The 16,775-nt window shown below is 72.7% G+C and carries 18 protein-coding genes; 12 read left to right on the forward strand and 6 right to left on the reverse strand.

The window, feature by feature from the left end; genetic code table 11:
- Positions 1-11 precede the first annotated feature (11 nt).
- The 3 genes from ACFUUZ_RS03260 to ACFUUZ_RS03270 all read left to right on the forward strand — a co-directional run bounded on the left by ACFUUZ_RS03260 (position 12) and on the right by ACFUUZ_RS03270 (position 2,774).
- Positions 12-875 carry a hypothetical protein gene (locus ACFUUZ_RS03260; protein ID WP_378692043.1) on the forward strand — a complete coding sequence of 288 codons (864 nt, stop codon included), beginning with the start codon at positions 12-14 and terminating at the stop codon, positions 873-875.
- Complete coding sequence (locus tag ACFUUZ_RS03265) at positions 872-1,213, forward strand: DoxX family protein (RefSeq protein WP_378692045.1); 342 nt, start codon at positions 872-874, stop codon at positions 1,211-1,213. Before ACFUUZ_RS03260 ends, ACFUUZ_RS03265 begins: the two co-directional genes overlap by 4 nt.
- 112 nt (positions 1,214-1,325) lie before the next feature.
- Entirely contained in the window at positions 1,326-2,774 is a 1,449-nt protein-coding gene (locus tag ACFUUZ_RS03270) for an aldehyde dehydrogenase family protein (protein ID WP_378692047.1), read from the forward strand.
- A gap of 88 nt (positions 2,775-2,862) precedes the next feature.
- Here the strand turns inward: ACFUUZ_RS03270 and ACFUUZ_RS03275 are convergent, their stop codons facing one another.
- Both ACFUUZ_RS03275 and ACFUUZ_RS03280 read right to left on the reverse strand, forming a co-directional pair.
- The gene (locus ACFUUZ_RS03275; RefSeq protein ID WP_378692262.1) at positions 2,863-3,537 is read right to left on the reverse strand and encodes an NADPH-dependent F420 reductase; all 675 of its coding nucleotides are present in this window, start codon (positions 3,535-3,537) and stop codon (positions 2,863-2,865) included.
- A 54-nt stretch (positions 3,538-3,591) separates the two neighbouring features.
- Entirely contained in the window at positions 3,592-4,788 is a 1,197-nt protein-coding gene (locus ACFUUZ_RS03280) for a cytochrome P450 (protein ID WP_378692049.1), read from the reverse strand.
- Between the two features lie 116 nt (positions 4,789-4,904).
- On the opposite strand from ACFUUZ_RS03280, the gene ACFUUZ_RS03285 reads away from it, so the two are divergent.
- The 3 genes from ACFUUZ_RS03285 to ACFUUZ_RS03295 are packed head-to-tail and all read left to right on the forward strand — an operon-like array spanning position 4,905 to position 6,627.
- A complete protein-coding gene (locus ACFUUZ_RS03285) occupies positions 4,905-5,405 on the forward strand; it encodes a nuclear transport factor 2 family protein (protein WP_378692051.1) in 501 nt (166 codons plus the stop codon).
- Positions 5,402-5,683 carry a hypothetical protein gene (locus ACFUUZ_RS03290; protein ID WP_378692053.1) on the forward strand — a complete coding sequence of 94 codons (282 nt, stop codon included), beginning with the start codon at positions 5,402-5,404 and terminating at the stop codon, positions 5,681-5,683. Before ACFUUZ_RS03285 ends, ACFUUZ_RS03290 begins: the two co-directional genes overlap by 4 nt.
- The gene (locus ACFUUZ_RS03295) at positions 5,680-6,627 is read left to right on the forward strand and encodes an endonuclease/exonuclease/phosphatase family protein (protein WP_378692055.1); all 948 of its coding nucleotides are present in this window, start codon (positions 5,680-5,682) and stop codon (positions 6,625-6,627) included. Before ACFUUZ_RS03290 ends, ACFUUZ_RS03295 begins: the two co-directional genes overlap by 4 nt.
- Positions 6,628-6,818: 191 nt before the next feature.
- Here ACFUUZ_RS03295 and ACFUUZ_RS03300 read toward each other — a convergent pair whose 3' ends face one another.
- Together ACFUUZ_RS03300 and ACFUUZ_RS03305 are read right to left on the reverse strand one after the other, a co-directional pair.
- Positions 6,819-7,883 carry a serine hydrolase domain-containing protein gene (locus tag ACFUUZ_RS03300; protein ID WP_378692057.1) on the reverse strand — a complete coding sequence of 355 codons (1,065 nt, stop codon included), beginning with the start codon at positions 7,881-7,883 and terminating at the stop codon, positions 6,819-6,821.
- Between the two features lie 65 nt (positions 7,884-7,948).
- Positions 7,949-8,749 (reverse strand): alpha/beta fold hydrolase, encoded by an 801-nt coding sequence (locus ACFUUZ_RS03305; protein WP_378692059.1) that lies wholly within the window; start codon positions 8,747-8,749, stop codon positions 7,949-7,951.
- Between the two features lie 113 nt (positions 8,750-8,862).
- Here ACFUUZ_RS03305 and ACFUUZ_RS03310 point away from each other — a divergent pair, with 113 nt between their 5' ends.
- From ACFUUZ_RS03310 to ACFUUZ_RS03320, 3 genes are all read left to right on the forward strand, one after another.
- Complete coding sequence (locus ACFUUZ_RS03310) at positions 8,863-9,276, forward strand: MarR family winged helix-turn-helix transcriptional regulator (RefSeq protein ID WP_378692061.1); 414 nt, start codon at positions 8,863-8,865, stop codon at positions 9,274-9,276.
- Positions 9,277-9,285: 9 nt separating this feature from the next.
- Entirely contained in the window at positions 9,286-9,642 is a 357-nt protein-coding gene (locus ACFUUZ_RS03315; protein ID WP_378692063.1) for a rhodanese-like domain-containing protein, read from the forward strand.
- 364 nt (positions 9,643-10,006) lie between these two features.
- Positions 10,007-10,561, forward strand: a complete 555-nt coding sequence (locus tag ACFUUZ_RS03320; protein WP_378692065.1) for a hypothetical protein — start codon at positions 10,007-10,009, stop codon at positions 10,559-10,561.
- A 12-nt stretch (positions 10,562-10,573) separates the two neighbouring features.
- Here the strand turns inward: ACFUUZ_RS03320 and ACFUUZ_RS03325 are convergent, their stop codons facing one another.
- The gene (locus tag ACFUUZ_RS03325; protein WP_378692067.1) at positions 10,574-11,179 is read right to left on the reverse strand and encodes a TetR/AcrR family transcriptional regulator; all 606 of its coding nucleotides are present in this window, start codon (positions 11,177-11,179) and stop codon (positions 10,574-10,576) included.
- A 128-nt stretch (positions 11,180-11,307) separates the two neighbouring features.
- Between ACFUUZ_RS03325 and ACFUUZ_RS03330 the strand changes: the two genes are divergently transcribed.
- From ACFUUZ_RS03330 to ACFUUZ_RS03340, 3 genes are read left to right on the forward strand one after another with little or no spacing between them, the layout of a single operon-like run.
- A complete protein-coding gene (locus tag ACFUUZ_RS03330) occupies positions 11,308-12,102 on the forward strand; it encodes an SDR family NAD(P)-dependent oxidoreductase (RefSeq protein WP_378692069.1) in 795 nt (264 codons plus the stop codon).
- A gap of 25 nt (positions 12,103-12,127) precedes the next feature.
- Complete coding sequence (locus ACFUUZ_RS03335; protein WP_378692071.1) at positions 12,128-13,261, forward strand: DUF5938 domain-containing protein; 1,134 nt, start codon at positions 12,128-12,130, stop codon at positions 13,259-13,261.
- Positions 13,261-14,808: an AMP-binding protein gene (locus ACFUUZ_RS03340; protein ID WP_378692073.1), complete on the forward strand. Its 1,548-nt coding sequence runs from the start codon at positions 13,261-13,263 to the stop codon at positions 14,806-14,808. The genes ACFUUZ_RS03335 and ACFUUZ_RS03340 overlap by 1 nt, the downstream gene beginning before the upstream one ends.
- 6 nt (positions 14,809-14,814) lie before the next feature.
- Here the strand turns inward: ACFUUZ_RS03340 and ACFUUZ_RS03345 are convergent, their stop codons facing one another.
- Entirely contained in the window at positions 14,815-16,695 is a 1,881-nt protein-coding gene (locus ACFUUZ_RS03345) for a hypothetical protein (RefSeq protein WP_378692075.1), read from the reverse strand.
- Between the last annotated feature and the right edge of the window lie 80 nt (positions 16,696-16,775).

A 16,775-nucleotide genomic window follows, 5' to 3' on the forward strand; every position in this document is an offset into this window, starting at 1 on the left:
TGAGGCTCGCCGTGCGCGACCCCTTCCCCTCCCGAGCGCGCCCCGCGCTGCTCGCCCTCTGGCCCGCCGGGCTGCTGCTCGCACTGGCCAACGCCGAGATCCCGGCGGTGACCGGACCGGTCTTCGCCGTGCTCGCCGCGGCCTACGTCGCGGCCGCCGCGGTGGCGATCCGGTGCGCGCCCGGCTCGGCGGACCCGGTCGCGGTGCTGCCGGTCGCCGCCGCCGTCGGGCTGTTCGCGGTCGCGGGCGGCACCGGTGAGCCGACCGCAGCGGCGCCGTCGGCCCTGCTGCTCAACACGCTGGTGCTCTTCGCCGTCGCGGTGGTGCTGCTGGGGGTGATGACCCGGCTCTGGCTGCGCCTGCGCCACGCGCCGGGAGCGGGGTCGGCGGCCCCGCTGCTGCTGCTCTTCGTGCTCGGCACCGGCGGTTTTCTGCTGAATCTGCTGGCCAGGGTGGCGATCGTGCAGTCCGGCGCGGCTCCCCAGCAGCTCGCGGTGCAGGCGACGCACTGGTCGGCGGCCGAGTACCTGACCGGGCTCGACGGCCCCGCCGACTTCGTCGGCTACACCCTGGTCTGGCTCGACCTGGTCCAGCTCGCCTACGTCGCCTCCGCCTACCTCGCCGCCGCGGCGCTGGCCCTCCTGGCAGGCGCCGCGGGCGCCGTCACGGCCCGCGCCGCGCGGGTGTCGGCCGGAACGGCGGCCGTCCTCGCCGCACTGCTGATCGGCGCCGTCCTCGCGGCCATCGCCTTCGGGAGCGAAACCGCGGCGGCGATCGCCTTCGGCACCTCGATCCCGTTCATGGCCACCCTCGTCCCCTTCGCCCTCGGCGCCGCCCTGCTCGGCCGCGCCCCCACGCACCAGGAGCAGAAATGACCATCCCCGCCATCGTCGTCGCGGCCGTCCTCGCCGCGGCCGTGACCGGATCCGGCGTCGCCACGCTGACCAGGCAGCCCATGATCGTCGAAACTATCGCCGCCGTCGGCTTCCCACTGCGCCTGCTGTGGCTGCTCGGCGCGCTGAAACTGCTGGCCGCCGCCGGGCTCTGCGCCGGGATCCTGCTGTGGCCCCCGCTCGCGCTCGCCGCGGCCGCCGGGCTGGTCGGGTACTTCGCCGCCGCCGTCTGGTTCCACCTGCGAGCGGGCCGCCGCGACCTGCTCGCGCCCGGCCTCTACCTCGCGGTCTCGGTCGCGGCCGCGGTGCTGATCGCGTGAAATGCGCTCGGCGCCGCGTCGCGCCGAGCGGTGAAATCTTCATTCCCCTCTGACGAGAGTGATATTCTCCTCGGTAGTCGCGCAGAACCAGCAATGCGGAGGATGAGCAACTGTGAGCAGCACCGTCGACGTCGAAGCTGTGGTCGAGAGCCCGAGCTCGGGAGTCATCCCGGTCTTCAACCCGTCCACCGAGGAGCAGATCGCCGAGGTCGCCGACTCGGATCAGCGCGCCGTCGACGCGGCGGTGGCCAGGGCGCGGGAGACCTTCGAATCGGGCGTGTGGCGCAGGCTGCCCGCCGCGCACCGCGCGGAGGTGCTGTTCCGCGCCGCCGAGATCATCAAGGCCCGCACCGACGAGCTGGCCGAGCTCGAGGCGCAGGACAACGGCATGAACGCCACCGCCGCCCGGCACATCATCAAGGTCTCGCAGGAGATGCTGGTGTACTACGCGGGCTGGGTCGGCAAGATCCACGGCGAGTCGAGCAACCTGGTCTCCGACGGCCTGCTCGGCACCTTCGAGAACTTCCACACCTTCACCCAGCTGGAGCCGGTCGGCGTGGTCGGGCTGATCATCCCGTGGAACGGCCCGTTCTTCATCGCCATGCTCAAGGTGGCGCCCGCGCTCGCCGCGGGGTGCAGCGCGGTGCTCAAGCCCGCCGAGGAGACCCCGCTCAGCGCGCTGAAGCTGGAGGAGATCTTCCGCGAGGCCGGGTTGCCGGACGGCGTGCTGAACGTCATCACCGGCTACGGCGAGACCACCGGCGCCGCGCTGACCGCGCACCCGGACGTGGACAAGATCGCCTTCACCGGCTCGACCGAGGTCGGGAAGCTGATCGTCAAGGCCGCGGCGGGCAACCTGAAGCGGCTCACGCTGGAACTCGGCGGCAAGTCACCGCTCATCATGTTCGACGACGCGAACCTGGACAAGGCGATCCTCGGCGCGGGCATGGGGCTGCTCGCCGGCTCCGGCCAGAACTGCTCCTGCACCTCACGCATGTATGTGCAGCGCGGCATCTACGAGCAGGTGGTGGCGGGGCTGGCCGGCTTCGCGCAGATGCTGCCGATGGGCGGTAGCGACGACCCGAACTCCGTGCTCGGCCCGCTGATCAGCCAGAAGCAGCGCGAGCGGGTCGAGGGGATCGTCCGGGAGGGGGTGGCCAAGGGCGCCGAGATCATCACCGGCGGCAAGCCGCTCGACCGCCCCGGCTATTTCTACGAGGCCACCATCGTCACCGGAACCACCCCGGACATGCGGCTCATCCGGGAGGAGATCTTCGGCCCGGTCGGCTCGGTGATCCCGTTCGACGACGAGGACGAGGTGATCGCCGCCGCGAACGACACCCACTACGGGCTGGCAGGCTCCATCTGGACCGAGAACCTGGGCCGCGCGCACCGGGTGGTGAACGAGCTGCGCGCGGGCCAGGTCTGGGTCAACTCGGCGCTCGCTTCCGACCCGTCCATGCCGATCTGCGGGCACAAGCAGTCGGGCTGGGGCGGCGAGCGCGGCAAGAAGGGGCTGGAGGCCTACTTCAACACCAAGTCGGTGTACATCGGCCACTGAGCGGGGGAGCGGGTGCGGGCCCGCGCGGACCCGCACCCGGGTACCGGGCCGCCCGGCCCCGGCGCGCCACCCCGCGGCTCCGCTGAACTCAGGCGCGCCACTCCGCGGTCCGCTCGGCACTGGCCTCCGCGAGTGCGGCGACGGTCTTCTCGGCGTCGAAGTCCTTGCCGTACACCGGGGTTCCCGGGTGCTGCCGCCAGGATTCGGCGAGCGTGCCCGCGTCCACCGGGTCGAAGCCGAGCTCGTCGACGAGCGCGCTCACGATCCGCTTGGCCGCCGCGTCGTCACCGGCGATCGGCAGCGCGATCCGGCCGGGCGCGCCCGCGGGGACGCCGTTCTCCAGCAGCCGCTTCCACCAGATGGTGTTGAAGACCTTGACCACCGGGGCGCCCAGCCGCTCCGCGACCCAGGCGCTCTCGGTGGTTCCCCGCTCGATCTCCTCGATCAGGCCGTCGCGCTGCTGCGGGTAGTAGTTGTTGGTCTCGATGACCGGGGCGCCGCTCCGCCGGGCCGCGAGGATGTCCGGCGCCAGGTCTCGCACCGCCTTCTGCGGGATGGAGACGATCACCAGCTCCGCGTCGGCCGCCGCGTCCTTCGCCCAGACCGCACGCGCCCCGGTCTCGGCGGCCAGCTCGGTCAGCGTCTCCGGGTCGCGCGAGTTCGCCACGGCGACCTCGTGCCCGAGCGCGGTGAGCCTGCGGGTGAGCGTGCCGCCGATGGCGCCCGCCCCGATGATGCCGATCTTCATGGGTGTCCTCTCGATCGTGCTGTCCGAGAGTGCGCAACCGGCCGGGCGCGGGGAATGTTCCCCGGCGGTTCAGAACGAGGGCAGCGGGGGCGCGGGCGGGAAGGTGACCGGGAGCTCGGCGAGCGTCCGGTGCAGCGGGCCGGTCTGCCTGCGCAGCTCGGCGTCGGGCACCGCGAGCTGCAGCTCGGGCAGGGCGTCGAGCAGCTGGTCGACGGCGGTCTGCGCGATCAGGTACGCAGGTGTGCGGGCCGGGCAGGCGTGCGGCCCCGCGCTCCAGGCCAGGTGCGCGCGGTTGCCGGTGTGGTCGCCCGCGATCTCCGGGTCCCGGTTGCAGCCCGCCAGGTCGATCACGACCGGCCGGTTGGCGGCGAGCCAGGTGCCGCCGAGCAGCACCGGCTGGCGCGGGTAGCTGACGATCTTGTTCGGCGGCGGCGGGTCGTCGAAGAGCACCCGGTCCAGCGCGTCCCTGGTGGAGAGCGAGCCGCCGAGCGTGGCGTCGAAGCGGGCGTCGGTGAGGATCAGCCGCAGCGCGTTCACGATCAGCGCCTGCACCGGCTCGGTGCCGATGCCGTAGAGCAGGTAGATCTGCTGCAGCAGCTCCTCGTCGTCCAGCGCGGTGCCGTGCCGGAGCAGCCCGGAGGTGACATCGGCGCCCGGCTGCCCGCGCTTGAGCTGCACCAGGTCGTCCAGCGCCGCCCGGAAGAGCTGTCTGCCGCGCTCGGCTCCGCCGCCGAGCAGTTCGGCCAGCCCGGCCGCGGCCCGCGCGCTGATCTCCGGCGGGCAGCCGAGCAGCGCGTTGATCACCGCGAAGACCAGCGGCCCGGCGTACCGGGTGACCAGGTCGGCGGCGCCGTCCGCGCAGAAGCCGTTGATCAGCGGAACGGCGGTGCGCTCCACCACGGTGTGCAGCGCGTGCAGGTCGACCTCGTCCAGCGCCGCCACCAGCACCTCGCGCAGCCGCGCGTGCTCGAACCCCGCGCTGCGGAAGGCATTGGGCTGGTAGCGAAGCTGTGGCAGCACCGGGCACTCCGGCGGGACCGTCGGCTCCCAGGCGCGCGGGTCGGCGGGGAAGCGGTCGGGGTCGTTCAGGATGGCGAGCGCGGTCCGGTAACCGATCACCAGGGTGGCCGGGACGCCGGGGGCCAGCTCGACCGGGACCAGGTCCCCGTACTTCGCCCGGAGCGTCGCGTAGTCGGGGTCCGGCTCGGCCCAGAGCGGGAGCCGCTGCTCGTCGGTGCGGTCGAAATCCGTTGGCGTCGTCGACAAGCCGATCTCCGGGAGGCGCAGGGGATTCGCGGCGGAGTTGCCGCGGGTCCGGTCGCCACGGACCCTAACGTACGGACCGGTTTCGCGGCGGTCGGGCGGCCGGCTACCGTGCTGGGATGACGTCCATCGACGACCTGGCCCGCCGCCTCGACGACCTGGACCGGGTCGAGGCGATCAAGCAGCTCAAGTACCGGTACTTCCGGGCGTGTGATGCCAAGGACGCCACCGCCTTCCGCGGCTGCTTCGTCCGCGCCGGCGCGCGGATCGACTACGGCCCGCTCGGCGCCTACGACGATGCCGGGCCGCTGGCGGCGATCTTCGGCACGGTGGCCGGGCACCGGGTCGACGGCGAGTACGTCGTCTTCGACATGCACCACGGCGGGCACCCGGACATCACGCTGACCTCGGCGACGACCGCGACCGGCCGCTGGACGCTGAAGTTTCGCCAGGTCAACCTGCTCGATCGCACCGAGACGCTGATGACCGGCGAGTACCACGACGAGTACCTGCTGGAGGACGGCGCGTGGCGGATGTCGGCGAGCACCCTCACCGAGCGCTGGCGGCTGCGCCGCCCGCTCGGCCGGGACGCCGACCTCACCCCGGGAAGCTTCGCGTGAGCCGCGAGGTCGAGCACACCCCGGACGGCCGCTACATCGTGGTCGACGGCCGCCGCTGGCGCGCCACCGACCCGCTCATCCCGGACGAGCGCCGCGCCGAGCTGCAGTCCATCCTGATGGCGTGGCGGCGCGAGGTGCGCCGCACCGAGGGCGCCCGCGCGGCCAGAGATGGCGTGCAGGCGGCCAAGGTCGCGCTCGGCGAGCGCGGAACGCCGTGGTGGGAGCAGTCCGATGCCGAGCGTCGGGCGCGCTGGGAAGCCGAGGTGCCGACGCCGTGAGCGCGCTGCGGATCGGTGCCGAATCGGCCGGGTGGGCGGGCGTGCTGGCCGGTGCCGCCGGGGTGGCACTGCACTTCAGCCCGCTCGACGCGCGGCTGCCGGTGCTGGCGGCGGCGCTCGCGCCGTACCTCATGCTCGGCGCGCTGCTCGCCGTCCCGCTCTTCGCCGGGCTGCGCAGCTGGGCCGGGGCTCTGGTCGCGGTGCTGGTGGCCGGTGCGGCGGTATGGACCCAGGCTCCACTGTTCGCGGGCGAGACGCCTGCGGGTTCCGGCCCCGAACTGACCGTCGCGCAGGCCAACCTACTCTTCGACGGCGCCGACCCCGCCGCCTTCGTCACCGCGATGCGGGAGCGCGAGGTCGAGCTGCTCACCGTGAACGAGCTCACCCCCGCCACGCTCGACGGCCTCACCGCCGCCGGGCTGGACGCACTGCTGCCGCACCGCTACGTCTCGCCGGGGCGCACCGCCGCGGGCACCGGCATCTGGAGCCGCTACCCGCTGACCGACACCGTCGAGTTCGACGGCTTCGTGCTCAACCAGCTCGCTGCCACCGCGGAGATCCCCGGTGCGGGCCCGGTGCGCGTCTTCGCCCTGCACCCGGTGCCGCCGGTCCACGGCATCGACGTCTGGGCGGGGGAGCTGGAGCGGCTGCGCGCGATCGTCGCGGCCGCACCGGCCGAGCGCCCGGTCGTGGTCGGCGGCGACTTCAATGCCACGCACGACCACGCGCAGTTCCGGCGCTGGCTCACCGGCCGGTTCCGGGACGCCGCCGAGCAGGCGGGCGCCGGATTCCTGCGCACCTACCCGACGGACAAGGCGTACCCCCCGCTCGTCGGCATCGACCACATCCTGCTCGCCGGAGCCGCCGCCGCCGAGGTGCACACGGTGGCGCTGCCCGGCGCCGACCACCGCGCGCTGGTCGCCCGGCTTCGGCTGCACTCCTGAAACGCAACTATTTCGAATCGACTTCTGTTAGCTTCTCGGTGGCTACCGAAGGTGGTGTGCCGAACAGGCGAAGGAGAAGCGGACAGTGTTGAATCTCATCCTCGGGTTGCTCAATATCGTGCTGAGCACTTTCAGCGCGGCGTAGCGCCCGTGACGGCGCCACGGCCCGGTCGGCCGCGGCGCCGTTTCCCTCAGCCGACCAGGCCTTCGTAGGCGGCGAAGACCACGTCCAGCCCCCGGCTGTAGCCGTCCTGCCAGAGCACCTGGTTCATCGTGTACGCCACCGTCATCCGCTGCTCGGCGTCGACCAGCAGCACCGAGCCACCCCAGCCGCCCCACGAGCAGGTGCGGTTATCCAGCCGGTAGCCGAGACCCCACCGGATCGGCTGCCCGAGCACCGAATCGGTCCCGGCGAACTGCTCCTCGAAGACCCGCTCCGCCCCGGACGCGGAGAGCAGCCGCACCCCGCCCACGCTGCCGCCGCAGGCCAGTAACGACTGCACCAGCGCCACCGACCTGGCATTACCGTGACCGTTGACCGCCGGGATCTCCGCCCGCCGCCAGGCGGGGGTGTTCGCCTCCGCGACCCCGGCGGGGAAGCCCGCAGGCCGGTCCCCGTCCGGGTCGGGGATCAGCTCGGCGACCCGGTGCTCGTGCTCGGCGGCCAACCCGATGTGGAAGTCGGCGCCGAGCGGCCCGGCGACCTCCTCGGCGAAGAACTGTCCGACGCTGCGGCCGGTGACCCGTGCGATCACCTCGCCGACCAGGAAGCCGAAGGTGACGGCGTGGTACCCGGCCGCGGTGCCCGGCGGCCAGGCGGGCGCCTGCGCGGCCAGCGCGGCGGTGACCGCGGCCCGGTCGTACAGCTCGGTAGCGGTCACCGGCCGGTCCCAGTCCGGCAGCCCCGCGGTGTGGCCGAGCAGCTGACCGACCCGCACCTCGGCCTTGCCCGCCGCGGCGAACTCCGGCCAGTACCGCGCGACCGGGGCGTCCAACTCCAGCTCGCCGCGGTCGGCGAGGATCAGCGCGCAGAGCGCCACCATCGGCTTGGTGGTGGACCAGACGTTCACGATGGTGTCGCGCTCCCACGGCAGCGTGCGTGCCGCGTCCCGGAAGCCGCCCCAGGCGTCGAACACCGGCTCCCCGTCGACGAAGACGGCCGCCGACGCGCCCGCCCCGTCCGCGTCGAGCGCGGCGACGAGCACCTCGGCGACCCCGGCGAAGCGCGCGTCCCACGAACCCTGGATCTCGGTCATCCCCGAGACGCTAGACCCCGCGAAACCGCTTGCGCCCCCGGTTTTCCGGCTGGTCTCCTGGAGGGTCAGCCCGCCGCTTCCCGCACGATGTCGGCGACCGCGCCCGGCTGCGAGACGTAGGCGGCGTGCGAGGCGGCCACCTCGCGGGTGCGGCCCGGCGCCACCTTGGCCGCGGTGTCGCGCTGCAGCGCGGGCGGCAGCACCCGGTCCTGCCCGGCGACCAGGTACCAGCTCGGGACCGTCGCCCAGGACGGGTTCCCGGTCGGCTCCAGGTTGGTCACCACGGCGGCGGGCTTCTGGTTCCGGTACATCTCCGCGGCCTTCGCCTGCGGGACGTCCTGGCAGAAGACCTCGCGGAAGAACGGCTCGGTGACGAAGGCGTCCAGGTTCACCCCGACCGGGCTGGTGGCGTCGGGCACCGGCCCGGCCAGCAGCACCGGCGGAAGCAGCAGGCTGCCCGGGTAGGGGATCGGGTTCAGCAGCTCCAGCATGAGCTGCCCCTGCTGCGGCGCGAAGGCCGCCACGTACACGTTGGCCCGCACGTCGGGGTCGTGCGTATTGGTCACCACCACGCCGCCGTACGAATGTCCGACCAGCACGATCGGCCCGTCGATCCCGTCGAGGAACTCCGCCAGCCGTTCCGAGTCGTAGGCCGGGCCGCGCAGCGGGTTGTCGAACGTGCGCACGGGGTAGCCGTCGGCCCCGAGCTGTGCCGCCACCTCGCTCCAGCCGGACTCGTCGGCGAAGGCGCCGTGCACGAGCACCACGGTCGGGCGGTCGTCGGCGTGCGCCGGGGCGGCGGTGGCGAGCCCGGCGACGGCCAGGAGGGCCGCGGCGAACGCCGCGCGGGTCCTTCGTGAGTTCATGGCGCCGATCGTAGAAGATCGAGCGGTAACTTATAAGGTCATACCGGCATGTGAATCTCCCCGGTCGGAATGGAATGGGCGATCACCAGAAGGTCGCCGGGTACCCTGCCTCCATGTCCGAGCCGCCCCCCTTCAGCCCCACCATCACCCTGCTGACGGTGGCGCGGGTGTGGGACGCGGCCTACGCCGACGCGCTGAAACCGCTCGGGCTGAGCACCCGCAGGTACGGGTTGCTCGGCCACGTGCGCGGCACGCCCGGCATCTCCTTCAGCGAGCTGGCCCGGCGCTCGCGGATCACCGTGCAGAGCGCGCACACGGCGGTGCGCGGCTTCGTCGCCGCGGGGCTGGTGGACGACGGGACGGCGCAGCCGGGCGCCGCCTCGACCCTGCGGGTGACCGCGGCGGGGGAGGCGCTGCTCGCCAGGGCGGCCGAGGTCGTGGCCGGGCTGGACGCCGAGTTCGCCGCGCGGCACCCGGAGCTGACCGACGGCCTGCGCGCCGAGCTGCGCCGAGCGACCTTCAGCTAAACTGAAGGTATGAGTACCAGGCTCCGGCACTACCTGCGCAGACCACCGGCGGTGAGCGCGGCCGAGGCCGTGCGGCTGATGGCCGACGGCGCGCTGATCGTCGACGTTCGGCGCGAGTTCGAGTGGCGGCGCACGCACATTCCCGGCGCGGTGCACCTGCCGCTGGAGGTCCTGCTCGACCGCTGCCCGGAGCTGCCGGAGGATCGGCTGCTCATCACCTTCTGTACCGGCGGGCTGCGCTCGGCGGGGGCGGCGAACCTGCTGGTGGAGAACGGCTTCGACGCGGTCAACATGAGCGGCGGGCTGATCCAGTGGCGGGCGGCGGGCGGCCCGCTGGCGGAGGATGGCCAGAAATCGGCGGAGTAAACCTCCCCGACCCCCTACGGTGCGGTGCCCCCTCCCGGCGGTAACCCCTCTGGCCTGTAACTTTGCTCGATTCGGGTGATCAGCCCCATTAACGTCGGTGCTGCGTCGGGGAAGGACCTCGCCGCGTTCGGAAAAGAATGGGGAGAACAACCATGCCTGTTGTGGATCTGCTGCTCGGTCTCGTCGGTGGCCTGGGTGACCTGCTCTTCGGCTCCACCGGCTCCGCCTGAGCGCACGACCGCGTCTCGCCGCCCCCGCCCGGATCTCCGGGCGGGGGCGGTGCCATTTCCGCGGTAACCGGCCGCGGCGGGCCCGGGGGTCGTATCGTTGCGGCATATTTGCCGAAGCGCGAAGGGAGTCGCGGGTGGGATCGGAATGCGCCGATACCGTCGACGGTGAGCTGGTGCGGGCATCCGCGCGGTTGGCCGAGGTGGCCTGCTGCCGGGTGCATCTCGTGCGGACGGGTCCGGCGAGCGGGGGCGGCGCCGTCGAGACCGTGACGGTGCGCTGGTGGGACGGGCTCACCACCACCGGAATGCGCGAGCTGCTAACCGATTTCGAACCCCTTCGGCCCGCGCCGGGGCATCCGCCGCTCTGCTACGAACATCGGCTCACTTCCTGGGGCCGGGCCGTCGGCGCGCTGCGCTGGCTGGACGAGGACCCGCGCCGGGTCGGGCTGCACGAGGCCGTGGTCGCGCAGATGGCGGCCGAGCAGGTCGCCTACCCCGACCACGCCGCGCCGCTGTGGCAGCAGCGTGCGAGCGGGTTGCTGTCGCTCGGTCCGCGGGAACGCCAGTTCACGCTCACGGCGCTGCGGCTGCTGCTGCAGTGCGCCCGCGCCGACGGCTGGGACGGCGCGCAGGAGTGGCTGGACAGCCTGGCGGGCGGAACCAGGGCCTGCCTGCGCCTGGTGCGCTGACCCCGCGGCCGCTCAGCTCGCCGCGAGCACCAGCGGCATGACCCGCCGCACCTGCTCGCGCAGCGCATCCAGCGCCTCCGCCCGCCCGCTCAGGTAGCCGAGCAACGCCTGCTGGAACAGCCCGTCGAGCATGCCGTACGCGGTGTTCGGCGACATCGCGGGAGCGATCCCGGAGAGCGCGGAGTACCGGGTGACGACGTGCCAGATCATCTCCTCCAGCAGCCGGTCGATCTGCCCGACCGCCTCGCGCAGGCTCTCCTCGAACATGCTCTGCGAGCGCAGGTCGTACCAGAGCCGGTGCATGGGTGCCTCGTCCACGATGGTCTCCACCAGCTTGTCGGCGAAGGCGTCGACCAGCCCCTCCGGCGTGCCCGCATCGGCGATCACGCCGTCGTAGCGGGTGACGCAGGTCTGCTTGTACTGCATGACGCAGTAGACGATGAGCTGCAGCTTGTCGTGGAAGTAGTAGTGCACCACGCCGTGCGAGAACTCCGAGTTGTTCGCGATCTCGCGCAGCGACGACCGGGCGTAGCCGAGCTCGCCGAGCGTGCGCAGCGCGGAGTCCGCGAGCGCACGGCGGCGCAGGTCGTGCTTGTCGATCGGGTTGGCGCGCGGCATGCGAGGAGTCTAGCCGACGTTCTTGACGATCGACCAGCATAATCTTGACGACTGTCCGGGAAAGTCTTGACAAGTGTCATGAAAAGGTGGAACCGTGTGACCCGCATCACCCCTATCAAGGAGCGCAGATGACCCACATGGACCTGACCGGCCGTTCCGCCCTCGTCACCGGCGGCGCGCAGGGACTCGGCGAAGGCATGGCGCACGCGCTGGCCGCGGCCGGAGCGAAAGTCGTGATCGCCGACATCCAGGACGACCGCGGCGCGAAACTCGCCGAGACCCTCGGCGCGGGCCACGGCTTCGTGCACCTGGACGTCACCGACGACGCGTCATGGGCGGCGGCGACGGCCGCCGCGGTCGAGCAGCTCGGCGGGCTGGACATCGTGGTCAACAACGCGGGCGTGGAGATCACCAGCCTGCTCGCCGACCTCGATCCGGCCGCCGTGCGAAAGATGCTCGACGTCAACGTCCTCGGCACCGCCCTCGGCATCAAGCACGCCTTCCGCGCCATGCGCCCCGGCGGCGCGGCGGGCAACGGCGGCTCGGTCATCAATATCGCCTCGGTGGCGGCGACCATCGCCTTCCCGGCCATCGCGGTCTACTCCGCCACCAAGTCCGCCGTGGACCGGCTGACCCGGGTCGCGGCCATGGAGAGCGGCAAGCTCGGCTACGGGGTCCGGGTGAACTGTCTCTACCCCGGGCTCGTCCCCAACGAGATGGGCGCCGGGCTGGCCAACGACGTGGCGGGGCTCGGGCTCTTCGGCTCGCCGGAGGAGGCGGTCGGCGCGGTCGTCGAACTCACCCCGTCCGGGCGGCTGGCCGCCACCGAGGACATCGCGAACGCGGTGGTCTTCCTCGCCTCCGACTCCTCCGCCTTCGTCAACGGTGCCGGGCTGCCCGTCGACGGCGGCATGGGCATGTGACCCCCCGACCAGGAAGAGAACCATCATGACCAGCACCAAGCCCGTCGTCGTCTACGGCGCCTCCGGCTACACCGGCCGCCTCGTCTGCGAGTACCTGCGCGAGTACGGGATCCCGTTCCTCGCCGCGGGCCGGGACAGCGGCAAGCTGAAGAGTTCGATGGAGACCAATGTCGCGGGGATCGAGACCGCCGACTACGAGATCGCCGAGGTGGGCCACGACGTCGCCGCGCTCACCGAGCTGTTCCGCGGCGCCTCGGTGGTCTGCAACACCGTCGGCCCGTTCTCCTCGTTCGGCCCCGAGGTGGTCGAGGCCTGCCTGGCCGCGGGGACCCACTACCTGGACACCACCGGCGAGCAGGACTGGCTGATCACCTGCGACGAGAAGTACGGCGCCGACTTCGCCGCCGCCGGGCTGCTGCTCTCGCCCGGGCTCGCGCACATGTACACCACCGGCGAGATCGCGGCCGAGCTGTGTCTGGAGAAGCCCGGCCTGGACTCGCTCGACATCGCGGTGTTCTGGGGCGGCTCCCCGACCATCGCCTCCACCCGCACCATCCTGGTCAACGCCGCCACCTCGCGCGCGCACTACCTGCAGCAGAACGGCTACGTGGAGTTCGACCCGAACCAGGGGCTGGTGCCGCTGGTGGTGCCGGGGCAGCACGAGCTGGCCATGTCGCTGCCGTGGGGCGGCACCTCGCACCCGGTCTGGTACAGCCACGACCCGCGGGTGGCGAACTGCAAGGCGCAGGGCGGCGTCTTCAACGCGGCGCTGATGAACGGCGTGCCGCAGATCGTCGCGCAGGCGCTGGAGGCGACGAAGGACATGGACCCGGAGGCGAGGGACGAGGCGCTCACCGCCACCGCCGCCCAGGTCATGAACGTGATGCCGCCGCGGGAGAACCCGCGGCTGAACAAGTCGCTCGATTCGGTGCACGCCTCCGGCCCGCTCGGCCGCGCGCACTGCGTCATCCACGGCAACCAGAACTACAAGCAGACCGGGCTGCTGCAGGCCTTCGCCGCCTCCTACCTGCTGCAGCAGCCGCCGCGGCGCACCGGGTTCGCCTCCGGCTGCAAGGCGTTCGGGCACCGCGAGCTGCTCGGCCAGCTGCGCGCCTTCGGCCTGGTGGCCGAGCCGGTGCTGACCTACCAGGCGAACTGATGCGGCTCGTCGACTTCCTGGACAAGGGGGCGTCGCTCGACCCGGGCGCCCCCTGCCTGGTCTGCGACGGCACCACCGCGACCTACGCCGAGGTGCTCGAGCTCAGCGGCCGGGTCGCGGCGGCGCTGGCGGCGCGCGGGGTCGCGCCTGGCGACAAGGTCGCCGTCCTCTCCGCCAACGACCCCACCGCCTTCACCTGTGTCTTCGGCATCAGCCGGGCCGGTGCGGTCTGGTGCCCGATCAACCCGCGCAACGCCGCCGCGGAGAACCGGGACTTCCTCGACCTCACCGACTGCGCGGTGCTGATCTTCCAGGGCTCCTTCGCGCCGCTGGTCGCCGAGATCCGGGACGCGCTGCCCGGCCTGCACACCCTGGTGTGCCTGGACGACACGGTGCCCGGCGCCCTCGGCTGGGAAGAATTCCTCGGCGGCGCGGGCGAACCCGTCGACCGGCACGCCCCCGACGACATCGCCATGATCGCGGGCACCGGGGGCACCACGGGCAAGCCCAAGGGCGTGCTGCTCACCGGCGCCAACCTGGAGGCCATGACCGCCATCACGCTCATGAGCTACCCGTGGTCCGAGGACGGAGCCCGCCCCCGGTACCTGGCGCTCGCCCCGCTCACGCACGCCGCCGGGGTGCTCTGCTTCCCGGTGCTGTGCCACGGCGGCTCGATCGTGGTCATGCGCGCCCCGGACGTCACCGGCTTCCTCGACCACATCGAGCGGCACCGGATCACCCACACCTTCCTGCCGCCCACCCTGATCTACCTGGTCCTGGATCACCCGTCGCTGGTCAGCCGCGACCTCTCATCGCTGCGGTGCTTCTGGTACGGCGCCGCACCCATGTCGACCGCGCGGCTCGAGGAGGCGCTGCGCCGGATCGGCCCGGTCATGGCCCAGCTCTTCGGCCAGACCGAGGCGCCCATGATGGTCTCCACCATGGCCCCGCGCGACCACTTCGACGGCAGCGGCGCGGTCGCGCACGCCAGGCTCTCCTCCGCCGGGCGGCCGTCCCCGCTGGTCACGGTCGCCATCATGGGCGAGGGCGGCGGGCTGCTCCCGCGCGGCGAACGCGGCGAGATCGTGGTGCGCGGCTCGCTCGTCATGCGCGGGTACTACAAGAACCCGGAGGCCACCGCCGAGGCCTCCGCGCACGGCTGGCACCACACCGGCGACATCGGCTACCTGGACGCCGACGGCTTCCTCTACATCGTCGACCGGGCCAAGGACATGGTCATCACCGGCGGCTTCAACGTCTACTCCACCGAGGTCGAGCAGGCGCTCATGGCCCACCCCGCGGTCGCCGACTGCGCGGTGGTCGGGCTGCCGGACGACAAGTGGGGCGAGCGGGTCACCGCGGTGCTCACCATGCGGCCGGGCAGCACGGTCGACGAAGCCGAGCTGACCGCCTTCGTCAAGGAGCGGATCGGCAGCGTGAAGGCGCCCAAGCAGTTGGAGGTGTGGGCGGACCTGCCCCGGTCGAAGATCGGGAAGGTGTTGAAGACCGAGATCAAGCAGCAGCTGCTGGAGTCCGGCGCGGGTTGACGCGGGTCAGCCCGGGACGACGCCGCCGATCGGGCTGCCGCCGACGCAGACCGTCGTGCCTGGCGTGCCGGAGCGGGCCTCGAGCCCGTCGCCGCCGCCAGGCACGCGGGCGTACACCGTGCCCGGACCCCGGTCCACCGGCACCCGGACGAAGGGGCCGTCCGGGAAGCGGAGCTCGACCGCGCCCGGAGCCGAGGCGAAGTAGTTGAGCTGGACCGTCCACTCGGCGGGGATGAGCGGGCCGTCGGCGGGGATCGGCGTGGCGCGGTCGGTGAGCAGGGTGCCGCAGCCGGGGATCGGACCGGGGAGGGCGTGCCGGACGGCGAACAGGTCGGCCGGGACCAATCGACCGGAGTCGTCCAGTATTCGTAGTTCCGTTGTCGCGGGACCGATCTCGGTGTGCCCGGGGAGTGCCGCGAAGACGTGGCCGGTCATGTTGTGCGGGTGCGCGACCGGGAGCAGGACCCAGACCGAGACGGCCTGGTCCAGCAGGGGGACCGCAGGGCGGGCGGTGAGCGCGGCCTCGGCGTTGGTCAGGTAGGCGCGGGTGGGGTTGTCGACCCAGGCGCGGGTGAATGTCGCTGTCGACCACAGTGATCCGGCGATGAACAGCGCGGCGGCCAGCGCAGGTAGTGCCCTGTGCCGCAGGGGCGCAGCGGGCCCGACGTGCGGTGTGGCCGAGTCGACGTGACCGGTCGATGTGCCTGCATCGATGCGGCGGTGCGGTGCGGCGGCGGCCTCAGGAGCGCGCCGCGGCGCGGCCAGCACCAGCGCGGCGGCGATCGCGAGCACGACCGCGGAATCGGTGTGGTAGCGCAGCGTTCTGGCCAGCTCGTAGGCGGTCTCGTCCCCGGAGCGGGTGACGATCATCGCCGCGGTCGACGCGGCGACGTACCCGGCCGCCGCCACCCACACCCACCCCGTCCGGTACCGCGTACGCAGCGACCACACCAGCGCGGCCGCCACGACCAGCCAGCCGAGAACCACCAGCGCGAGCGGCGGATCGGCCCACGGCGGGCTCGGATTCCACCGCTCCCACCGCCACGGCCCGCCGACCAGCGTCGGCAGCACACCCCACGACACCCCGTGGTTCGCCAGCTCCAGCACCATGTCCGCGCGCGGCATCGCGAACCGATCGCGCACCAGCACCGCGTACGCCACCGCCCACACCGCGAGCACGACCGCGGACCCCTGCCAGAGCAGCGCACCCCGCCGCAGCGCACTGCGCGCCGGGGTCCCCTCGGAGCGAAGCGCCAGCACCACCGTCACCAGCGCCACGAACGGCACCAGCACCGCCTTCTCGAAGAACAGCAGCGCGAGCACCGTCACCGCGACCCCGGACACCGCGTACCGCCGCTCCCCGCTCCGCACCAACCGCACCGCGTCCCCGGCCACCCAGGCCAGCGCCGCCTGCAGCGGCAGCGAGTTCAACCCGGCCGCCCACCAGGCGAAGGCGGGCAGGGTGAGTGGCGTGAACAGGAAGAAGGTCAGCGGCCCGAGCACCGCCCACCGGGGCAGCAGCAGCCACAGCACCCGCAGCACGGCCAGCGACGCGATGGCCTGACCGAGCACCAGCGACGCCGCGGCGGGCCACCACCGCAGCGGGGCGAGATCGGTCGACAGGTGCGCGACCGCGAACGCCCCCGGCATCAGGTGCCCGTCGTGGTCGTACCCGAGGAACTCCGCGGAGAGCAGCGGATGCGTCCCCGACCGCCCGATCAGGATCAGATCGTCCCAGTAGAAGTAGCCGCGCCCCGCGACGACCGCCCGCACCGCCACCTGCACCGCGACCAGCAGCAATGCCACCACCAGCACCGGCGGCACCCGCCACCGGGCCCGCTCGGCGGCGCCCGCCGCGGGCGCGGCAGCGGCGACGATCACAGCCATGGAGCGGGACCTGACGCGGGCGGCAGCACGGCTCCGATCGTGGCACGTGCAGGCGGCACGAGCCGATCCGCCCCCGCCGG

This window comes from Nocardia sp. NPDC057353 (assembly GCF_042667085.1).
In the GTDB taxonomy this organism is placed as follows: domain Bacteria; phylum Actinomycetota; class Actinomycetes; order Mycobacteriales; family Mycobacteriaceae; genus Nocardia.

Coding starts and splice junctions, on each gene's coding strand:
- ACFUUZ_RS03330 (WP_378692069.1), top strand. CDS start 11,308: ATGACCCACATGGACCTGACCGGCCGTTCCGCCCTCGTCACCGGCGGC.
- ACFUUZ_RS03305 (WP_378692059.1), bottom strand. CDS start 8,749: ATGAACTCACGAAGGACCCGCGCGGCGTTCGCCGCGGCCCTCCTGGCC.
- ACFUUZ_RS03340 (WP_378692073.1), top strand. CDS start 13,261: ATGCGGCTCGTCGACTTCCTGGACAAGGGGGCGTCGCTCGACCCGGGC.
- ACFUUZ_RS03345 (WP_378692075.1), bottom strand. CDS start 16,695: ATGGCTGTGATCGTCGCCGCTGCCGCGCCCGCGGCGGGCGCCGCCGAG.
- ACFUUZ_RS03300 (WP_378692057.1), bottom strand. CDS start 7,883: ATGACCGAGATCCAGGGTTCGTGGGACGCGCGCTTCGCCGGGGTCGCC.
- ACFUUZ_RS03335 (WP_378692071.1), top strand. CDS start 12,128: ATGACCAGCACCAAGCCCGTCGTCGTCTACGGCGCCTCCGGCTACACC.
- ACFUUZ_RS03315 (WP_378692063.1), top strand. CDS start 9,286: ATGAGTACCAGGCTCCGGCACTACCTGCGCAGACCACCGGCGGTGAGC.
- ACFUUZ_RS03265 (WP_378692045.1), top strand. CDS start 872: ATGACCATCCCCGCCATCGTCGTCGCGGCCGTCCTCGCCGCGGCCGTG.
- ACFUUZ_RS03325 (WP_378692067.1), bottom strand. CDS start 11,179: ATGCCGCGCGCCAACCCGATCGACAAGCACGACCTGCGCCGCCGTGCG.
- ACFUUZ_RS03285 (WP_378692051.1), top strand. CDS start 4,905: ATGACGTCCATCGACGACCTGGCCCGCCGCCTCGACGACCTGGACCGG.
- ACFUUZ_RS03310 (WP_378692061.1), top strand. CDS start 8,863: ATGTCCGAGCCGCCCCCCTTCAGCCCCACCATCACCCTGCTGACGGTG.